A 16,611-nucleotide genomic window follows, 5' to 3' on the forward strand; every position below is an offset into this window, starting at 1 on the left:
CGTCAAGTGGCACGTCAAACGCGCCCATCACGCCACCTGGCCCCAGCCCAAGGGCCTACCGACCTACACGGTAACTCCGCCCTAACTGAACGGTATTGCCATTAGCCGAGGTCCAGCCGCTTGGCGGTCTCCTCGCGCATCTCGGCCTTGCGGATCTTCCCGGTGACGGTCATCGGGAACTCGTCCACGAGCAGCACGTAGCGCGGGATCTTGTAGTGCGCGAGCTTGCCGTCGGCGTACGCGCGAACCGCCGACGCATCGAGCTCGGCGGCGCCGGCCTTGAGCTTGATCCAGGCGCACAGCTCCTCGCCGTACTTCGCGTCGGGGACGCCGATGACCTGGACGTCCTCGATGTCGGGGTGCGCGTAGAGGAAGTCCTCGATCTCGCGCGGGTAGACGTTCTCGCCGCCCCGGATCACCATGTCCTTGATCCGGCCGACGATGTTGCAGTAGCCGTCCTCGCGCATCTCGGCCAGGTCACCGGTGTGCATCCAGCCGTCATTGTCGATGGCCTCCGCGGTCTTCTCGGGGTCCTCCCAGTAGCCCAGCATGACGGAGTATCCGCGGGTGCAGAACTCGCCCGGCTGGCCGCGCTCGACGGTGTCGCCGGTGACGGGGTCGACGATCTTGATCTCCACGTGCGGGTGCGCGCGACCGATCGTCGACGTGCGCCGGTCCAGGTCGTCGTCGGACCGCGTCTGGCAGGAGACAGGCGAGGTCTCGGTCATGCCGTAGGCGATGGAGACCTCGGCCATGTGCATGTCGTCGACGCAGTGCTTCATCACCTCGACCGGACAGATCGACCCGGCCATGATGCCGGTGCGGAGCGAGGACAGGTCGTGCTCGGCGAAGCTCGGGTGGTTCTGCATCGCGATGAACATCGTCGGTACGCCGTACACGCCCGTGCACTTCTCCGCGGCGATCGTGCGCAAGGTGATCTCGGGGTCGAACCCGGGCGCCGGGATGACCATCGTGGCGCCGTGGGAGGTGCAGCCGAGGTTGCCCATCACCATCCCGAAGCAGTGGTAGAAGGGCACCGGGATGCAGAGGCGGTCGTCGGGACCGAGGTCGATCAGGTTGGTCACGAAGTAGCCGTTGTTGAGGATGTTGCGGTGGCTCAGCGTCGCGCCCTTGGGGCGGCCGGTGGTGCCGGAGGTGTACTGGATGTTGATCGCATCGCCTGGTTCGAGCTCGGCCATCCGCTCCGCCACCGCGCCTTCCGGCACGCCCGCACCGGACGCGACCAGGTCGGACCAGTCGTCGGTGCCGATGAAGACGACCCGCTCGAGGGCTGGGCACTCCGCGTGCGTCTCGGCAACCATCGCGCGGTAGTCGCTGGTCTTGAAGCTCTCCGCGCTGACCAGGAGGCGCACGCCGGCCTGGTTGACGGCGTAGGCGAACTCGTGGGTGCGGTAGGCGGGGTTGACGTTGACCAGGATGATGCCGAGCTTCGCGGTGGCGTACTGCACCAGCACCCACTCCGCGCAGTTCGGCGCCCAGATCCCGACCCGGTCCCCGGTGGTCAGCCCGGCCGCGAGCAGGCCGCGTGCGAGGGCGTCGATGTCGCGGTCGAGCTCGGCCCAGGTCCAGCGCCGCCCACTCGCCACGTCGACCAGGGCCTCGCGGTTGGGATGGGCGGCGACGGTGCGCTCGAAGTTGGCCCCGATCGTCTCCTCCAGCAGCGGGGGTTTGAGTTCACCGGCGGCGTACGACTCCATACTCGGCAGACTAGCCACGGCAGGGGTCCGAGCATGTGCAGATTATGAACAGGGTCGGCCGCGCAGGCGGGTGAGCATGAACCCAGTCGAAAGGGAGCAGCATCCATGAACTCACCGACCTCCACCTACCGCGCCGCGCGCGACCAGCTGATCTCATTGTCCGGTAGCTACGCCGAGGCCCTCGGCTCCTTCCGATGGTCGGACGTGGGAGAGCGGTTCAACTGGGCCGTCGACTGGTTCGACCAGGTCGCTGCCGGGAACGAGCAGCCGGCCGTGGTGATCTTGGAGGAGGACGGAACCCGTTCCTCCTCGTCGTACGACGAGATGCGGCGCAGCTCCAACCAGGTCGCCCGCTGGCTGGCCGAGCGAGGCGTGCGCAAGGGCGACTCGGTGATCATCATGCTGGGCAATCAGATCGAGCTGCGGCAGTGCATGCTCGCCGTGATGAAGCTCGGCGCGGTCATCATGCCGACCGCCACCGCCGCCGGGCCCGCAGACCTGACCGACCGGATCGCTCGAGGCGAGGCCAGGCACGTGATCTGCAATGCTGCCGACGTCGCTAAGTTCGACGAGGTGGCCGGTGACTACACCCGGATCTCGGTTGGAGCGGTGGGCGGCTGGCACGACCTGAGCGAGCATCAAGGCCTCGACGACTCCGGTGTCGAGCACCCTGCGACGACGCCGGAGGACCGGCTACTCCTCTACTTCACCTCGGGCACCACCAGCAAGCCGAAGCTGGTCGAGCACACCCAGGCCTCCTACCCTGTCGGCCACCTCACGACGATGTACTGGCTGGGCCTGCAACCCGGCGACGTGCACCTCAACATCAGCTCGCCCGGCTGGGCCAAGCACGCGTGGTCCTGCTTCTTCGCGACCTGGATCGCCGAGGCGACGATCTTCATCTACAACTACACGCGCTTCGACGCGCCGTCGCTGCTGGCCGCGCTGCGCCAGGAACAGGTCACCACCTTCTGTGCGCCGCCGACGGTGTGGCGGATGCTGATCAAGGCCGACCTTTCGGGAGGAGCCGGTGCGCTGCGGCAGATCATCGGCGCCGGCGAGCCGCTAAACCCCGAGGTCATAGCCCAGGTCCGGGAGAAGTGGGGCCTGACGCTGCGTGACGGCTTCGGGCAGACGGAGATGACGGCCGTCGTCGGGAATGTCCCGGGCGCTCTGGTCAAGCCGGGCTCGATGGGGCGGCCGCTGCCCGGTGTGCCCGTGGTGCTGGTGGATCCGTCGACCGGTGAACGGCTTTCCGGTGCGGGTGCCGAGGGCGAGAGATCTGCCTCGACCTCGAGGGGCCGACCGGGCGTCCGCTTCCCCTGATGACGGGCTACCTCGGTGACGTCGAGCGCAACGCCGAGGCGATGGCCGGCGGCGTCTACCAAACCGGTGACGTGGCCTCCGTCGACGCCGACGGCTACATCACCTACATCGGGCGCACCGACGACGTGTTCAAGGCCTCCGACTACAAGGTCAGCCCCTTCGAACTCGAGAGCGTGCTTATCGAGCACCCCGCGGTGGCCGAGGCTGCCGTCGTGCCGGCGCCCGATCCAGTGCGGCTGGCGGTCCCGAAGGCGTACGTCGTGCTGGCGCCCGGCCACGAGCCGACCGCCGAGACGGCCTTCGAGATCCTGAAGTATGCGCGCGAGCACCTGGCGCCGTACCTCCGCATCCGGCGGCTCGAGTTCGGTGAGCTGCCGAAGACCATCTCGGGCAAGATCCGGCGTGTCGAGCTGCGTCAGCGTGAGAACGAGTTGGCCTTGCAGGACGCGGTTGCTCCGGCCGAGTTCCGGGATGACCAGTGCAAGCATCCGCCACAGGGTTCGGTTTCGAGCTGTCGTGGTGTAGCAGGCGGCCGATGCCTGAACCACGATCCCGGCGACCCGACCCGGATGCCGCCTCGCGATGTCGACCGCCATCACGCCACCCATCGAGAAGCCGCAGAACACGGCTCGTTCGACGCCGAGCTCGTCGAGGAGTGCGATGACGCCGTCGGTGGCATCCTCCAACTGCCACCCATCAGGCCCATCAACAGGCGCAGCACCGACCTCAGAACTCGATAGTTCACCGCGTGGCTGGGCCCTCGGGAATCGAGGTTTCGCGCGCCCAAATCAGTGCACCCCAAGAATGGGCCTGACGATCTCGCACCATTGATCCACCAATGCCTCACGGCCAGCCAGTCCGGTGATCGGCGCGGTGACCGCGAGCCCGACCAATAGGTTGACCGAGAGCTCCGCGACCAGCGGGAATCTGGGGTTCGCAGCAGCTTCTTCTCCGAAGAGCCGTGGGAGCTGCTCGGCCAGCTTCGCGTCCAACCAGCCGACGACGGGCGCGAGTGCGTCCCTCAGGGCCGGGTCGGTTCGAGCCGCCGTCCAGAGTTCCTGCTCGGCCAAGAAGTCGGGACCTGAGAACAGGACGGAGCCGGCCCGGATTGCCGCCGAGATGCGGTCGCCGGGTGCGCCCATTTCCATCTCGGCGATGACGATTTCGGCTCGATGGGCACGCCTTTGCAGGAGTTCGCGCACAACGTCAGCCACAAGCGCCTCCCTCGTCGGGAAGTGGTGAAGGAAGCCGCCCCTGGCCAACCCACTGGCCTGCTGCACGCTGCGGGTCGTCACAGCGGGCAGACCGCGCTCAACCAGCAGCGCGATCGCCGCGTCCAGGACGGCCGACCTGGACCGATTGCTGCGTTCCTGCATCGACACCCTCAATTCGCTCGGTTGACAGCGCCCGACGCCTAAACTACAAACAGTCCATACGAACTGTTTATCGTCAGGAGTGCTCATGCGTCGAATCGGTGTCCGTTCTCTCACAGTCGCCGCTGCCACACTCGGGTTCCTTGGGGCAGTGCTGGCGCCAACAAGCGGAACGGCCCTCACTCCTGGGGACGGCTTCTACACACCGCCCTCTTCCGTGCCCAACGGTCGTCCGGGAACGATCATCCGCTCTCAACCCGCGGCTGCACTGGCGCTGGCACGCGCGACGCGGATCATGTACCGAAGCACCGACATGAACCACACGCCGATCGCTGTCACTGGCACCGTTCTCGACCCGTTGCTTCCGTGGACCGGGCGGGGTCCACGCCCGTTGGTCAGCGTCGCTGTAGGGACCCAGGGCGAGGGCGACGAGTGCGCCCCGTCTAAGACACTCACCACACCAGTCGGACTCAGCTCGTCAGCAGGCATCATCGCCGGCTACGAGATCGTGGTGATCAACTGGCTCCTTGCCCAAGGCATGGCCGTGGTCGTCACCGACTACCAAGGACTCGGCACTCCCGGCCTCCACACCTGGTTGAACCCGACCGCAGAGGCGCACGCCGTGATCGACGCAGCCCGGGCGGCACGCCACGTGCCGGGGACCCGGATCCCGGCCAACGGACCAGTCGGGTTCTTCGGCTACTCCCAAGGAGGGCAGGCCGCTGCCGCCAGTGGACAGTTGGCCGGGAGCTATGCGCCCGAGCTGCACGTCGTCGGCACCTTCTCCGGCGACGGTCCGTTCGATGACCGGGCCACGTTCGAGCACATGGACGGAACCATCGCATCCGGCTACGTGGGGTACTTCCTCAACGGAATGATCGCCGACGAGCCAGCCACCCGGAAGGTGATCGAACGAGGACTCAACACCGCCGGAAAAGCCATGCTCAGGGCAACCAGCACCCAGTGCATCTTCACGACAGGACTTCGGTTCGGGGGCGTTCCATCACGAACCTGGACGACCACGGGGCAGTCGATCACCCAGATGCTCGACTCGAATCCGCTCACCCGCTCCTACCTGAACAAGATGAGGGTCGGCACGGCGCCTCCTCAGGCGCCGATCATGGTGGCCGTCGGCGACAACGACGACGTGGTCCCCTCCGGGCCTGCGAAGGCAGTCGTTCGTCAGTGGTGCGCCCGTGGAGCCACCGCCGTTCTCAACCGCTCGCCACTGCCGACACTCGCCGTCGGAACCGGCGCTGGGCACATTATGAACCTCGTGCTCCAGGAAAGCCTCACCGGGCCGACGTGGCTCCGCGACCGCTTCAACGGCATACCCGTTCGTAACGCCTGCGTGTGACTCGCTCTCGGACGTGACCAGCGCGTCCGACTGGAGTACCGCGAATGGGCCTCGCCAAAGCCACCCCGGGGGCTGGCAGTAGGCCACGACAGGTAACCAGGTCGGTACGTGTGGTGGGGTATGTCGGGAATGACTGCAGGTCAGAAAGGGTTGTAGCCGTCGTGAGTGAAGCCAGAGACACACGATTCGTCATGTATTCCACGCGCTAGACGTCTTGGCGTATGCCCAGGGCTTCGGCCCGCTCCCCTGCTGACGTTCTCTGACATCGAGCCTCGTTCCCGCACGATCCGTCGTTGATCGCATGGCACCGCGTTGGTCCGCAGCTACTGCTGCCTGACTGCGAGGTGCGACGTACTGCCCGGTGCTACTGCTCGAATCCGAGGCTGTGCCCGCTGTAGTAGGACACCACCGGGTTGCCAGTGCTGGCGGATGCCTCGAGGACGTCCCTGAAGACCGTCAGTCGGTAGTCGAGATCGACCATTCGTTGCTCTTGGAGTTCCACCTTGAGGAGCTCGGGCACGTAGGGCTCGCGCCGAGACGGCTCCGGGTAACCGCTGATGAACCAGAGCCGCGGCGACAACCCCCAGGACGGGTGCGACCCCTCGCCCGGCAAAAACAAGGTCCGCTGGAGGAACGACCCACCGATGTAGATCTCGTCCCGGCCCGTCTGGAAGACCTGCATGGTTTGCGACCTGCTGTGCTCCCAGTCCTTGCCCCCGTACTCGCGGAGGACGAACTCGAAACCTTCGATCCCGAGTTCAGCGACACCTTCAATGCGGACCGAGGGGTAGTCCCGATAGGCGCCCACCTGAGTGAACTCGGTGTTTCCGTCGTATCCGTCTCGGTCAATTGCCTTCGATACCCGTCCTCGCGGGTCCATCAGCACCCGTGACGTGATGCCGGTCGGCTTGTCGAGAAGCTCCTGCATCTCGGCCAGCCCAGCTGCAGCCTCATCAGCCGTGGCAAAGATGGCGGCATCGCCGCTCACATCACGGTGCAGCAACTCGCGGAGCCGCTCGAATCCCTCCCCCGCAATCGCTTGCTCTACGTAGGGGTAATCCCAGTCAGCGCGCGAGCCTTCATAGATGCGGTCAACGAGCCTCATGTCGTGGTGCTCGCATGCCTTGTTGTCGCGCCATTCCCAGAGCCCATCCGGGGAGTCTTCTGGCGACTTCTCGGCGGCGAGCTTCACGTTGCCGTACCGATCGAACCCGAGCTTCGCCCGCGGGAAGGGTGGCTCAGTGGTGCGGCCATCCCTGAAACAGCTGCAGGCGACGTACAGGTAGTGCTCACTCATGGAGCTGACGATGACGGAGCCCGCCGACAGATTGACGACACCCGAGTCGCCGAACGAGGCCCGTCTTAGGTGCACTCCCTCAAGGATGGGTCTTGACTTGGCTCTTACCTAGGTCTTACCCTTCCTTCATGGCTAAGAGTCATCAAATGTAGAGAGGAGTCACCATGCCTGACGTCACAGTTCCAGTTCCGGATGACCGTGTTGCGGAGTTCTACGGATTCTTTAGTGCCTGGCTCGCTGGTGAGGATGCCCCGGCGTCCCCCGCCGCGAGTGTGGCCGTTGCCCCGTGGGGCCAGAGCGACGACGACCTAGGTAAGGCCCAGGTCGTGTGGTCGAAGCTCTCGGAACGCGCCACGGCCATGTTCGAGCTGCTGCTTGACGAGCCGGGAAACAAGGTGAGCGGAGAGGAAATCGCAGATCGCCTCGGCATCCCCAACGGCAAGTACGGCGTCGCTGGAGTTCTGGCTTGGCCTGGGCGGCACGCGAATGCTGTAGGTCGGCCGCTGCCGGTTCAGTACGACGACGGCCCCGTGGGAGGTAGCGCCAGCTACTGGATCGCGCCCGCCACGGCAGCAATCTTCAACAGCGCCCGGAGCGCGATCAACGGAGGCGAAGGCAATGCGTGAGGTATGCCCGATGCACACCGAGGAAGACCCTCAGGAAGGCGTCCTGGTGCCGGAGAGCGGCGGATGGGCATTCACGTGCCCGCTCGGGTCGGGCCACGCCTACCCCGGTACCTATAGCTGGGAGCGCATGCCTCCCCCGCCGGACTTGCCGGAGATCGGGGAGCTTGCTTCCCAGCTCGGCTTGGACGTCGCGCTGCCCGAGATCGTCTCCCAGTTCGGAACGACCTGGGTCGAGTTCGGCGTCATCGAGCACGCACTCGCAGCGCAATACCCGGACGCCTTCAAGTTCCTGGTCGACCGCTACGGCCACACAGCCATCAAATCGAAGACCTACACCGCCTCCGCCTTTCTGGGCGCAACGCTTGCCCGCCTTGCTGCACGCGGCGAGTTCGAGGCGCGCATGGGGCGCGCGACCGGTCGCTGGAGCTACAACCAGAACGTGGTCTGGTGCGCACTCTCGCCGAGCGGCGACTGGTCGGAAGGGATCTCTTGGGCATCCCGCGACTCCGACATGTCCTACGTGCCGGGGTGTACCGAGGTGAAGGTATGACCCGGTACCAGAGCCTCCACGACGCCGCGAACGACGCACACTCCGTCCTCGCACGCGTGGCCAGCTTGCTCGAAGACGTGGCTGCCGGAGCCTGGGACGATCAACTGACCTTGACTCGGGAGGAAGTCGATGACCTCTGTGATGCTCTTTCCAATCTTGCCGAACTTGCGAAGGCCACACGGGTAGCGATCGGTGATGCCGCTGGGCGTCCGGGCGCAGTTTGAGCAGGCTGGCCGACGTCAGTTGCCCGCACAGTGGTTGATCCGGCCCACCTCGAGACCAGGCGGTCTGCCGCGTTAGTTCACGACCTCGTGTTAGGCATCAAGTGGTGGGGACCAACGAACCCCACATGGACCTTCTTCGTCGGCCCTGCCGTGTCGTCATAGAAGTAGACCCTTGGGGCGAGATTTCCGCCGCCCTCGGCAATCTTGAGGTGGGCAAGCATGAGCACGCTCCCCTCGGGGTCAACTTCCGTCGAGACGGGCAACACGCGCTTGGCTGAAAGCACAGCGTTCTTCTGGACAGTGTCGCTCTCGGCCATGGACAACTTCTTCGGGGTCGCGGGCCAGCCGAGTGGCGGATCGCTCTTGCACCAGTCATAAAAGGTGCCCGCGAAGCCGCCGCCCCCATCTCGTGTCTCGGCGAACGCGGCCAACGCACGAAAGCCGCGCCATGTGGTGTTCCCCCACGCACCCGCCTTCGCGGAGGTGTTGATGCCGTCTAGCGCCTGCGGTGCGTCGTCGTGAATGACGAGCCAGTCGCTGAGCCAGTCCATCGCCAGGATGATGGCCGTCTCCACGCTGTCAGCCTCATCAGGGATTCCTGCGCCGAGGTCGTGCTGGGTCTCATAGAAGAGGTTGTGAAGCCCCTGCTCGTTGAGGGCCTTCTGCAGTCGGCTCAGATGCCCGACCTTCATGCTCAGGTCCCGGGCGAGCGCATCGTGCTCCTCCACCGTCTCATTCGCGTCCTCCTGGACAGCATCCAGCTGCGATTGCAGCTCACGGATGAGGCCGTCGGCATCGTCGATGGACATGAAGTTGGAGAGGTCCACTGCCGCGACCGGAGTCGCGAAGATGTCGAGTTCGGCAGGCGGGCGTCGTCGCGTAGACAGCGCGCATACGCCGTAGACGATTCGATCCACTTGAGCGCGCTCAGATGCTTCGTCTTCAAGCAGATGGCGGAGGGTGTAGCGGTGGCGATATCCCTCACCGTCCGCAACCGGCACCGGCGAGTACACACGAATGCTTCCGTCCCAAGTTGCCAACGGCCCAAGCTCGCTACTGAACGCGACAACCGCCGCACGGTCGAGGGTCGCCACCGTTGCCACGCCCGACACTCGGCGAGCGATCCTTGATGCGCGACGGAGCCACGCTCCAGGGTCACCATCGTCATTGTTGGGTTGGCTCACGACGATGACGGGGAGCGTCCGGTCGGGTGACTGGAGGTGCTCCACCAGAATCGGCACGGCACCGCTCGGAATCGGCTGAGGTTCGACCATCAGTCCGCTGCCGCCGAGGCGCGCACTAGGACAAGCTGCGAGCAGGTCGTCCACGATGCGTGGCCGCCCGACCGCAAGCCGAACGCCGACAAGGCGCTCAGATTCAGCCTGGTTTTCGACCCAAACATGCGTTCCGCCAGCGACGGCAACCACGCGGACGATGGTGGTCCAGGTCATTCCAGCAGAGGTTTCGCGAGTAGTGCCTTCGAATCCGTGAGCTCCCTCGTTGTCTTCAACGGCGCGGACGCTGACCGACCGCTCAACGGTGTAAGGCTGCCGCTCGGGCATACGCAGACGCTGCAAGGTCACGACGGTCGGCCCGTCGCTGAGCTGGGGCACGTCGCCCGTGGCCTCGGTCGCCCACGCTGCAAACAGCTCGCGGGCTTGCTGAAGGTGCTGTTCTGCGTCGTCGGGGGCGCAGGTCCACAAGGCTCGGTAGAGAACACTCACACCGGGATTATGGTTGGGGGAACCGACATAGACCCCAGGTATCGCTGGGTTGGCGCTCAATTTGCTGCCACGGTCGCGGGATACTCCTGGCGTGCCTGACTCCAACGTGCTGCCGCTTCGCACCTTGCTCCAGCTCACACCTGACGAGCTCACGAGAACCAAGGTCAAGTTCAACAACTTCAATGGGATCGCTGACCCGCTTGAGGAGTACGTGCGAGACCCCGATCTCGTCAACGTTCATTGGCTCTTCTGGCGCAGAGAACGTCGCAACTTCAATGTGGGTGACATTGCCCTCAACCTGCTTGCGATGTCCGATCGAACCTGGCTCCTAACCACAGCCAAGGAGGTCACGAAGGAACTTGGAGTCAAGGAAGGCACCAACTACGAAGGGGTGGAGATCGAGCGCCTCGCGCCCTTCTTCGGCCGTGCAATCGTTCGTTACCACCGGACGAGTCGGAGTGGTGTTCGACTATTGGATTCCCTCGGCGATCTTGAGGTGGTTCAGGTCCTTCCCGCGATCTTCGATGGCGTGGAGTTCCCTGGCTACGACAGGGTCCGGCTGTCGTTCCAACAACTCAAAGCAGTCTTGGATCGCAACAAGCGCGACTGGGTAGCCGCGCTGGAGGGCCAGAAGGCGGTCTACCTCATCACCGACATGCACAACGGCAAGCACTACGTCGGCTCAGCCACGGGTGACAACGGCATGCTCCTCGACCGTTGGCGCGCCTACGTGAAGAACGGCCACGGCGGCAACAAGGAGCTCGTCGGAATCGTGAGCAGCTATGGCCCGGAGTACGTCGCCGCCAACTTCCAGTACTCGATCCTCGAGAACTTCAACTCAAGGGTTGACCAGAAGTTCGTTCTTGCGCGGGAGAAGTGGTGGAAGGAAGCGCTTGCATCGGGAACCTTCGGCTACAACTCGAACTAGCAGCCTCCTCGGCACGATCTCACTCGAGGTCGATGCGAGTCCTTCGAGCGCCAAATACGATGCCCATCGAGGTGGAACAAGCCACCGTTGAGGATCGGAGTGCACCGTGGTGATTGACGACCTGAAGCAGGTGAAGACCTACTTCACGGACAAGCTGGGCGACTACAAGAGCGTGGACGCTTCCACCTCTCCCGCCATCACCGCCGTCACTCTTGAGCGCTACGAGGACCCCGAGGAGGGCGACTTCGACGTGCTGATCACCATTCCCGAATGGGAGTCCTGGTACGAGGACCTCTCGATCCTCTACGTCCCAAAGCAGGTCGTCCCCGCCATCTGGTTTGCCCTCTCCGACCCCAAAGAGGATGCGGTGGCCGAAGTGACGGAGGCTGTTGTCATCACGCTCAACGAAGCGCTCGGGCGCTAGGCGAACCCAGCCTCTCGCGGAGCGACCTTCCTCCTCCGCGCCGCGATCTGAGGTTGCCTCACGAAGCACCAACAACTAAAACTCTTCTTCAATTCAAGGCAATATCTCGAATAGTGAGATATTGCCTTGAACTATTTTTCCGGCCTTTGATTTGCATTAGTGCAGGTCAGAGGCCTATTTGTTTGTCGCCATTCTTTTTAATTCTTTCAATTCCCTTCTAATTCACATTTTCGACTTGCATTTCTTCTTCCATTTCCCTTATTATTTGAATGTAAGAAGAATTCGAAATACAAAAGGGAATGGAGGTGGCTCCGATGGCAAAGCGACGGAGGCCCAAAATATGCCGCCGGTAGCGGATAGGGCTCAACACCAAATGGGCGCCGCTACCGGACCGCTTGAACTGTTCGACCGCGTATCAACTCGAAAGGGCACAAGGCCCACAGAAATCTAGGAGACAGAAATGAATGCAAAGAAGAAGCTCAGCAACGAGACCGACGCCCTGTTTGCGAATATCCGCGATCACGGCCACCAAGTCCAGGTCGTCTTCGGCGGCGTCCCCTTCGCCTACTCGATCGGACGGATCCTGAAGGGCCGCCCGGAAATCTTCGTGACTGGCCCCGTCGAACCCCAGCTTCTGGGCATGCTCGTCAACGCCGCGGCGGCATACGACGACGACTGCGAACTCCCCTTCAGCCCGGTGGCCGTGACGCTCCCCGCGGGCAGCCTGCTCGCCCAAGCTCCGGCGCGCGTCGTAGCCGTTGATCCCCACGCCGCGGAAATGTTCGCTGCCATCAACTTCGCCGGCTTCACGGTCCCGGCGCTCCAGATCATCCTTCCCGACCCGAACATGAAGTTTCCGGGTGAGCCCGGCGCTGACCCCGAGTGGGCCCAGGTCGCCTTCGCGCTCAACCGAGGCGAGGTGGCTTGAAGTGTCGGTTCACACCCTCCGCACCAACCGTTGCGACTCACGCCTGCCGAATCTCACGCACCATGCCCGTCAGCGCTGCGCCGAGATGCGGATCCCGACTCGCGTGGCGCAGTGGATCGTGCAGCACCCCGACATGGATCGGCCTGCGCCCATGGGGCGGCGGATGGCCGTCGCGGATGCATGCCCCGACTTTGCCGTGGTTTATGCCGAGCAAGAGGCCGGTGAGCCCCCTGTGATTATCACGGTCCTATTCCGGACCTATGACGAATACGAACGCTCCGGTGCGACCTACGTACCGGCGAATATGAAGAAGGCGGTAGCTTGAAATGCCAAACTGGGTAACCAATCAGATTGAGGCAAAGGCCGAAGTGCTTGCGCTCCTGCTCAATGAAGCCGGGGAGGTTGACTTCGCTCAGATCGTTCCTCCCCCGCTGGACCTCGAAACCGGCGGCTGCCGTGGCAGCGGAACCTTCGAGGAGGTGGACGGTGAGCTCGCATGGGTATCGACTCTTGACGAAGAGCTCCGCCACGAAAACGGCTAAGTGTGCTGGTACGAATGGAACAGAGCCCACTGGGGCACAAAGTGGAATGCAGAATCCCACAGTGAATGCGTCGAAAGCTCGCTTCCGGCGGGCCTGGTCTGCTTCGACACCGCCTGGACTCCTGCCGGGCCGATCGCGGCGGCACTGTCCCGGCTCGTTCCCGGCGAGCCCATCGTCCTGAAGGCCTGCGACCCTGCCATGGACTGGGCCGTGTCTGACACCTTCCTCAACGGAGAACTGGTCAAGAAGCGCGACCTCTCCGAGGAAGACGGCACCACCTATCGCGAGTTCGTCACCGAACTGATGGGCGAGGACTTCTTCGACCACGAAGCCGAGGACGATCTCGAAGGTGAGGCAGCCTGAGATGGGTGCCTGGGGTATCGGGCCGTGGCACAACGACGGCGCCTGGGACTGGCTGTGCCACCTCGATGATGTGCTTGACCCGCTCTTCGACCGTCTCCAAGCTGCCCTCGCCAGCGAGGCCACGGCGTGCGAGGACTGCTACCGGCGCTGCGAAAGGACGGGCTTCTGCAGGTGGAAGGGTGATCAGATCATCGCTGCGGCAGCCATCCTCAACGCTCTGAAGACTGTTCTTCACCACTCGGGCGACATGCTCGCTGGAGAGTCACAGGAACTCCATGAACTCCGCCATCGAGCGGCCGAGATGGTTACGGCTATCCGTGACGATGAACTCGATGGAGAGCCGCACGACGAGTGGGAGCGCGACCGCGCCGACATGCTGACCACCTTGGCCTCAGAGCTGACGGGCCCGGTGAGCGCATGGGACGTCGCAGAGGAGTACCGAAGCATCGAGACGGACGCGGCATGAGAACGCTGGGTGATTTCATCGTGGAGGTTTCAGCGCTCCTTGCCGACAGACGTTCGCTTCCGGGTTCCCAGTGGTGCTTCGCAATGGACTTGCTCCTGGAGGAAGCCGAGAGGATCCTGGACTACGAGGACTTCGCGCACCTGATGCACATCACTCGCTGGGGTCCGATTCCGCCCCACGAAGGGTGGGCTGCCTGAAACAACACACGACTAGCTCGGCGGTAGTCATGACCACCGCTGAGACGCATATGCAAAAGGGACCGACCATCAGGTCGGTCCCTTTGCGTTTCAACAGCCTCAGTTCGTGGCCTCGAAGGCCTCGCGAACTTCGGCGGGGATACGGCCTCGGTCCGGCACTGAGTAGCCGTTCTCCTTGCCCCAGGCCCGCACCTCTGCGGCCGAGGTGCCGGAAGCGGACTTAGCTGCCTTACGACCGCGAGCACCCACCTTCCGGCCAGCCTCGATAAAGCGGGCAAGAGCCTTGTCCAGCTCGTCCTTCTCCTTGGCCGTGAGGTCGATGGCGTACTCCACGCCATCAAGAGCGAAGGAATACTCCGCAGCGCCCTCCGCTCCACTCAAGTCCGAGGAGATGAGCGTGATTACCTTCTGCGCCATGGCTTTCCTTCCAAGTTCGGGTTCGGCGCCAACGTAGCGCACCCTCCGCTACTGACGGATGGCTCCGAAGGGGCGCGCCACAAATGCCAGATCGCGCTCCACGTAGATGGGAATGCCCTCCTTGACCACCAACAGTTCGTGGAGCTCCTGGATGGAGAAGTAGCCCCATTCCGGAAATCCGAGGCCAAGATCGCAGTAGCCAAAGGCCAGTTGCTCGCCGTCGAACTCCGCCATTAGCCAGGTAGCCGCACCGCAGTAGAAGCGCGCATGGATCAGCTTCTCCTCCACGCGGACCCCGTCCGTCGCATAGAGCGCTGGAACCTGGGCAAGCACGTCGGCGGGCGGCAACAATGTGTGGCCGCGAAGTGCGTCGGTGGCCTTCATTGCGCCGCCCGGAGGACGAGCCGCTGTCCTTGCCCTGTGCCGAGCCCCACACCGTGGACCTCGTAGTGTCGGTGGCAGAGGTAGGCCCATTGGCCGGTCACGGTCCTGGCATCGAAAGCAGCCGTCTCCGGCTCCAACCCGGAGGCGTCGGCCTCGCACAGGTCGCAGGGTGGCAGGACTCCCACTACGACGGTGGTGGCCATCAGTTGCTCTGCACTTCCAGCGGCGTGGCGGCCTCGGCGACAAGCCGTACCCACTCGCGGTAGCTGGCGATGAGCGCGTTGACCTTGGCCACGGCCTCTTCCGGAGTGGCCGACCCCTTGGGCCGCTTGAGACGGGCGTCATACATGAGCGCGTTGAGCGCGTCAGTGGACTCCTTCTTGAGCGTGCGGAAGGTGTCCAGGTCGTAAAGCACGGTCGGTTCCGTGACCGGGGCCGGAGCCTTGATGACTGCAGGCTTGGCGGGAGCCTTCTTGGCAGCAGCCTTCTTCGCGACGGGCGTGGCAGGGGCGGTGGCAGCGGTGTTCTTGTTGGTCATAGGCGCCAACATGAATGGCGCTCCGGGAGTCCACAACGGGCTCTGCTGGCCGTATCAAGCCTCAGACAAGTTCCTTCAGGATGCCTATTTTTAGGACCATCCCGCCCTAGTATCCCCGTGGCCCGTAGGGCGAAAGACCACGCATGAAGGGCTTGATGTCTTCGGTGGTGAGCTTCGGCGCCTCAGGCATGCGCAGCTTCTTCGCGAGGGGGCTCAGGGAGGCGACGTAGGTCCGTGACCATGCCAGCCACGCCTCCCCTGCGGCTCGCGGTTCAGGGTCGAGGGATTCGATGCGGGCGGCCATAGCGTCGAGGTAGCGGGCGAGTTCGTTGGCTCGTTCCCATCGCTCCGCCTGCTTGGCGAGGACCTTGGCGTAGTAGGCCTCTGTAGCGTCCAGGATCGCCTGGTCGCGCACCTCCTCCCAGGCGCGCTTCTCCGCTTCGGCTTGGGCGATGCGTTCGAGTCTGCGTGCTTCGCTGGCGGCTGCGCGGCCCTCGATCTCCTGCAGGATCTCCCCAAGACGGTTCTCCAAGTTGTAGGTCTTGGTGTCTCCAAAGTGGCTCTGCCGAACCCCTAAACCGCCGTTGATGTGGACCGTTAGGCGCCCTGACGGCGTGTGGTCGTACTTCGGGATACGCCGCCCGAAGGGCTTCGCCGCTTCCTCAAGCTCACGGGCCGTGGGTTCGTGGGGCGTCCTGTCCGTGTCCTCGACCACGCTGAGCGCGTGGTCGTGCTCGCCGATGGTGATGACCAGATCGCTGTCACGGGAGGAGCCGCGATAACCGCGTGGGTTGACCTCGGCCCGCGACACTTCATAGCCCCGGCGTACCGCCTCCTTTGCGAGTGCATCGAGCACGCGAAGCGCCCGGTTGCGCACTGGACCCTTGAAGGCCAGCCGCGTCTTGTCCTGTCGAGCAGAGGCGACAGCGGGATGAAGGCGCCGGAGCTGCTCAGCTACGGGCACCTCGATGATGGGCTTGGCAGCCTCATGTGCTTCCTCCGCCGCAGGGATGGGTTCACCCGTCAAGGTCACAGCCGCCTTGCGCCACCCTCCGCTGAACTCAAGTCGCTGACCCGCCGGGACCTTGCCGTGACGATTGGCCGACCGCACCAGGTTGTCGTAATAGGAAGGGTCGATGTCGGCCAACTCCAACCGTCCTCCAGCCGCGACCACATCAGCGACAAGCTGTTCTGTCGGACGTAGGCCCGTGACGGGTCGTTGTGGCTTC

General features: G+C 64.1%; 20 protein-coding genes and 2 pseudogenes. 13 read left to right on the top strand and 9 right to left on the bottom strand.

From position 1 onward, the window contains the following. Positions 1–101 precede the first annotated feature (101 nt). A complete protein-coding gene (locus ASD30_RS09655) occupies positions 102–1,718 on the bottom strand; it encodes an AMP-binding protein (protein WP_056680703.1) in 1,617 nt (538 codons plus the stop codon). 105 nt (positions 1,719–1,823) lie between these two features. On the opposite strand from ASD30_RS09655, the gene ASD30_RS09660 reads away from it, so the two are divergent. Beyond that, positions 1,824–3,044, top strand: a complete 1,221-nt coding sequence (locus ASD30_RS09660) for an AMP-binding protein (RefSeq protein ID WP_327152725.1) — start codon at positions 1,824–1,826, stop codon at positions 3,042–3,044. A 41-nt stretch (positions 3,045–3,085) separates the two neighbouring features. Further along, positions 3,086–3,379, top strand: a pseudogene (locus ASD30_RS27930) (AMP-binding enzyme); the annotation flags it as partial. 192 nt (positions 3,380–3,571) lie between these two features. Here the strand turns inward: ASD30_RS27930 and ASD30_RS27935 are convergent. Together ASD30_RS27935 and ASD30_RS09665 are read right to left on the bottom strand one after the other, a co-directional pair. Further along, positions 3,572–3,652, bottom strand: a pseudogene (locus ASD30_RS27935) (hypothetical protein); the annotation flags it as partial. Between the two features lie 180 nt (positions 3,653–3,832). Then, positions 3,833–4,507 (bottom strand): TetR/AcrR family transcriptional regulator, encoded by a 675-nt coding sequence (locus ASD30_RS09665; protein ID WP_082563725.1) that lies wholly within the window; start codon positions 4,505–4,507, stop codon positions 3,833–3,835. Between the two features lie 223 nt (positions 4,508–4,730). Between ASD30_RS09665 and ASD30_RS09670 the strand changes: the two genes are divergently transcribed. Then, on the top strand, positions 4,731–5,774 hold the full coding sequence (locus ASD30_RS09670) for an alpha/beta fold hydrolase (protein WP_162250936.1): 1,044 nt from the start codon (positions 4,731–4,733) through the stop codon (positions 5,772–5,774). Between the two features lie 364 nt (positions 5,775–6,138). On the opposite strand, the gene ASD30_RS09675 is transcribed toward ASD30_RS09670, so the two are convergent. Further along, positions 6,139–7,071 (bottom strand): hypothetical protein, encoded by a 933-nt coding sequence (locus tag ASD30_RS09675; protein WP_156393580.1) that lies wholly within the window; start codon positions 7,069–7,071, stop codon positions 6,139–6,141. Between the two features lie 164 nt (positions 7,072–7,235). Between ASD30_RS09675 and ASD30_RS09680 the strand changes: the two genes are divergently transcribed. The 3 genes from ASD30_RS09680 to ASD30_RS09690 are packed head-to-tail and all read left to right on the top strand — an operon-like array spanning position 7,236 to position 8,471. After that, a complete protein-coding gene (locus tag ASD30_RS09680) occupies positions 7,236–7,697 on the top strand; it encodes a DUF6416 domain-containing protein (RefSeq protein ID WP_056680714.1) in 462 nt (153 codons plus the stop codon). A 10-nt stretch (positions 7,698–7,707) separates the two neighbouring features. Next, a complete protein-coding gene (locus ASD30_RS09685) occupies positions 7,708–8,247 on the top strand; it encodes a hypothetical protein (protein ID WP_056680717.1) in 540 nt (179 codons plus the stop codon). Continuing rightward, entirely contained in the window at positions 8,244–8,471 is a 228-nt protein-coding gene (locus tag ASD30_RS09690; RefSeq protein ID WP_056680720.1) for a hypothetical protein, read from the top strand. Before ASD30_RS09685 ends, ASD30_RS09690 begins: the two co-directional genes overlap by 4 nt. Before the next feature lie 77 nt (positions 8,472–8,548). On the opposite strand, the gene ASD30_RS09695 is transcribed toward ASD30_RS09690, so the two are convergent. Further along, positions 8,549–10,195 (bottom strand): hypothetical protein, encoded by a 1,647-nt coding sequence (locus tag ASD30_RS09695; protein WP_056680724.1) that lies wholly within the window; start codon positions 10,193–10,195, stop codon positions 8,549–8,551. Between the two features lie 91 nt (positions 10,196–10,286). On the opposite strand from ASD30_RS09695, the gene ASD30_RS09700 reads away from it, so the two are divergent. From ASD30_RS09700 to ASD30_RS09725, 7 genes are all read left to right on the top strand, one after another. Further along, positions 10,287–11,123: a GIY-YIG nuclease family protein gene (locus tag ASD30_RS09700; RefSeq protein ID WP_200951128.1), complete on the top strand. Its 837-nt coding sequence runs from the start codon at positions 10,287–10,289 to the stop codon at positions 11,121–11,123. Positions 11,124–11,229: 106 nt separating this feature from the next. Then, positions 11,230–11,547, top strand: coding sequence for a hypothetical protein (locus tag ASD30_RS09705; protein WP_156393581.1), 318 nt, complete (start codon positions 11,230–11,232; stop codon positions 11,545–11,547). A gap of 460 nt (positions 11,548–12,007) precedes the next feature. Continuing rightward, entirely contained in the window at positions 12,008–12,475 is a 468-nt protein-coding gene (locus ASD30_RS09710; protein WP_056680730.1) for a DUF4262 domain-containing protein, read from the top strand. A gap of 1 nt (position 12,476) precedes the next feature. Then, complete coding sequence (locus ASD30_RS09715; RefSeq protein ID WP_056680734.1) at positions 12,477–12,800, top strand: hypothetical protein; 324 nt, start codon at positions 12,477–12,479, stop codon at positions 12,798–12,800. 1 nt (position 12,801) lies between these two features. Next, entirely contained in the window at positions 12,802–13,017 is a 216-nt protein-coding gene (locus tag ASD30_RS09720) for a hypothetical protein (protein WP_056680737.1), read from the top strand. Beyond that, on the top strand, positions 13,018–13,380 hold the full coding sequence (locus ASD30_RS26515; RefSeq protein ID WP_156393582.1) for a hypothetical protein: 363 nt from the start codon (positions 13,018–13,020) through the stop codon (positions 13,378–13,380). Beyond that, complete coding sequence (locus ASD30_RS09725) at positions 13,367–13,846, top strand: DUF4259 domain-containing protein (protein WP_156393583.1); 480 nt, start codon at positions 13,367–13,369, stop codon at positions 13,844–13,846. The genes ASD30_RS26515 and ASD30_RS09725 overlap by 14 nt, the downstream gene beginning before the upstream one ends. A 296-nt stretch (positions 13,847–14,142) precedes the next feature. Here ASD30_RS09725 and ASD30_RS09735 read toward each other — a convergent pair whose 3' ends face one another. The 4 genes from ASD30_RS09735 to ASD30_RS09755 form a co-directional block, all read right to left on the bottom strand. Further along, complete coding sequence (locus tag ASD30_RS09735; protein ID WP_056680744.1) at positions 14,143–14,460, bottom strand: histone-like nucleoid-structuring protein Lsr2; 318 nt, start codon at positions 14,458–14,460, stop codon at positions 14,143–14,145. A 48-nt stretch (positions 14,461–14,508) separates the two neighbouring features. Beyond that, the gene (locus tag ASD30_RS26520) at positions 14,509–14,844 is read right to left on the bottom strand and encodes a DUF2958 domain-containing protein (RefSeq protein ID WP_056680747.1); all 336 of its coding nucleotides are present in this window, start codon (positions 14,842–14,844) and stop codon (positions 14,509–14,511) included. A gap of 202 nt (positions 14,845–15,046) precedes the next feature. Next, positions 15,047–15,382, bottom strand: a complete 336-nt coding sequence (locus ASD30_RS27155) for a hypothetical protein (protein WP_056680754.1) — start codon at positions 15,380–15,382, stop codon at positions 15,047–15,049. A 106-nt stretch (positions 15,383–15,488) separates the two neighbouring features. Continuing rightward, the gene (locus tag ASD30_RS09755; RefSeq protein ID WP_156393584.1) at positions 15,489–16,529 is read right to left on the bottom strand and encodes a hypothetical protein; all 1,041 of its coding nucleotides are present in this window, start codon (positions 16,527–16,529) and stop codon (positions 15,489–15,491) included. Between the last annotated feature and the right edge of the window lie 82 nt (positions 16,530–16,611).

The sequence above is a fragment of the Nocardioides sp. Root140 genome (assembly GCF_001426745.1).
Classification (GTDB): domain Bacteria; phylum Actinomycetota; class Actinomycetes; order Propionibacteriales; family Nocardioidaceae; genus Nocardioides.

What these genes read in the sequence shown, in the direction of transcription:
- ASD30_RS09735 (WP_056680744.1), bottom strand. Translation starts at nt 14,460, where the DNA reads ATGGCGCAGAAGGTAATCACGCTCATCTCCTCGGACTTGAGTGGAGCG.
- ASD30_RS09675 (WP_156393580.1), bottom strand. Translation starts at nt 7,071, where the DNA reads ATGAGTGAGCACTACCTGTACGTCGCCTGCAGCTGTTTCAGGGATGGC.
- ASD30_RS26520 (WP_056680747.1), bottom strand. Translation starts at nt 14,844, where the DNA reads ATGAAGGCCACCGACGCACTTCGCGGCCACACATTGTTGCCGCCCGCC.
- ASD30_RS09670 (WP_162250936.1), top strand. Translation starts at nt 4,731, where the DNA reads ATGAACCACACGCCGATCGCTGTCACTGGCACCGTTCTCGACCCGTTG.
- ASD30_RS09690 (WP_056680720.1), top strand. Translation starts at nt 8,244, where the DNA reads ATGACCCGGTACCAGAGCCTCCACGACGCCGCGAACGACGCACACTCC.
- ASD30_RS09685 (WP_056680717.1), top strand. Translation starts at nt 7,708, where the DNA reads ATGCACACCGAGGAAGACCCTCAGGAAGGCGTCCTGGTGCCGGAGAGC.
- ASD30_RS09680 (WP_056680714.1), top strand. Translation starts at nt 7,236, where the DNA reads ATGCCTGACGTCACAGTTCCAGTTCCGGATGACCGTGTTGCGGAGTTC.
- ASD30_RS27155 (WP_056680754.1), bottom strand. Translation starts at nt 15,382, where the DNA reads ATGACCAACAAGAACACCGCTGCCACCGCCCCTGCCACGCCCGTCGCG.
- ASD30_RS09665 (WP_082563725.1), bottom strand. Translation starts at nt 4,507, where the DNA reads ATGAGCACTCCTGACGATAAACAGTTCGTATGGACTGTTTGTAGTTTA.
- ASD30_RS09655 (WP_056680703.1), bottom strand. Translation starts at nt 1,718, where the DNA reads ATGGAGTCGTACGCCGCCGGTGAACTCAAACCCCCGCTGCTGGAGGAG.
- ASD30_RS09710 (WP_056680730.1), top strand. Translation starts at nt 12,008, where the DNA reads ATGAATGCAAAGAAGAAGCTCAGCAACGAGACCGACGCCCTGTTTGCG.
- ASD30_RS09720 (WP_056680737.1), top strand. Translation starts at nt 12,802, where the DNA reads ATGCCAAACTGGGTAACCAATCAGATTGAGGCAAAGGCCGAAGTGCTT.
- ASD30_RS09660 (WP_327152725.1), top strand. Translation starts at nt 1,824, where the DNA reads ATGAACTCACCGACCTCCACCTACCGCGCCGCGCGCGACCAGCTGATC.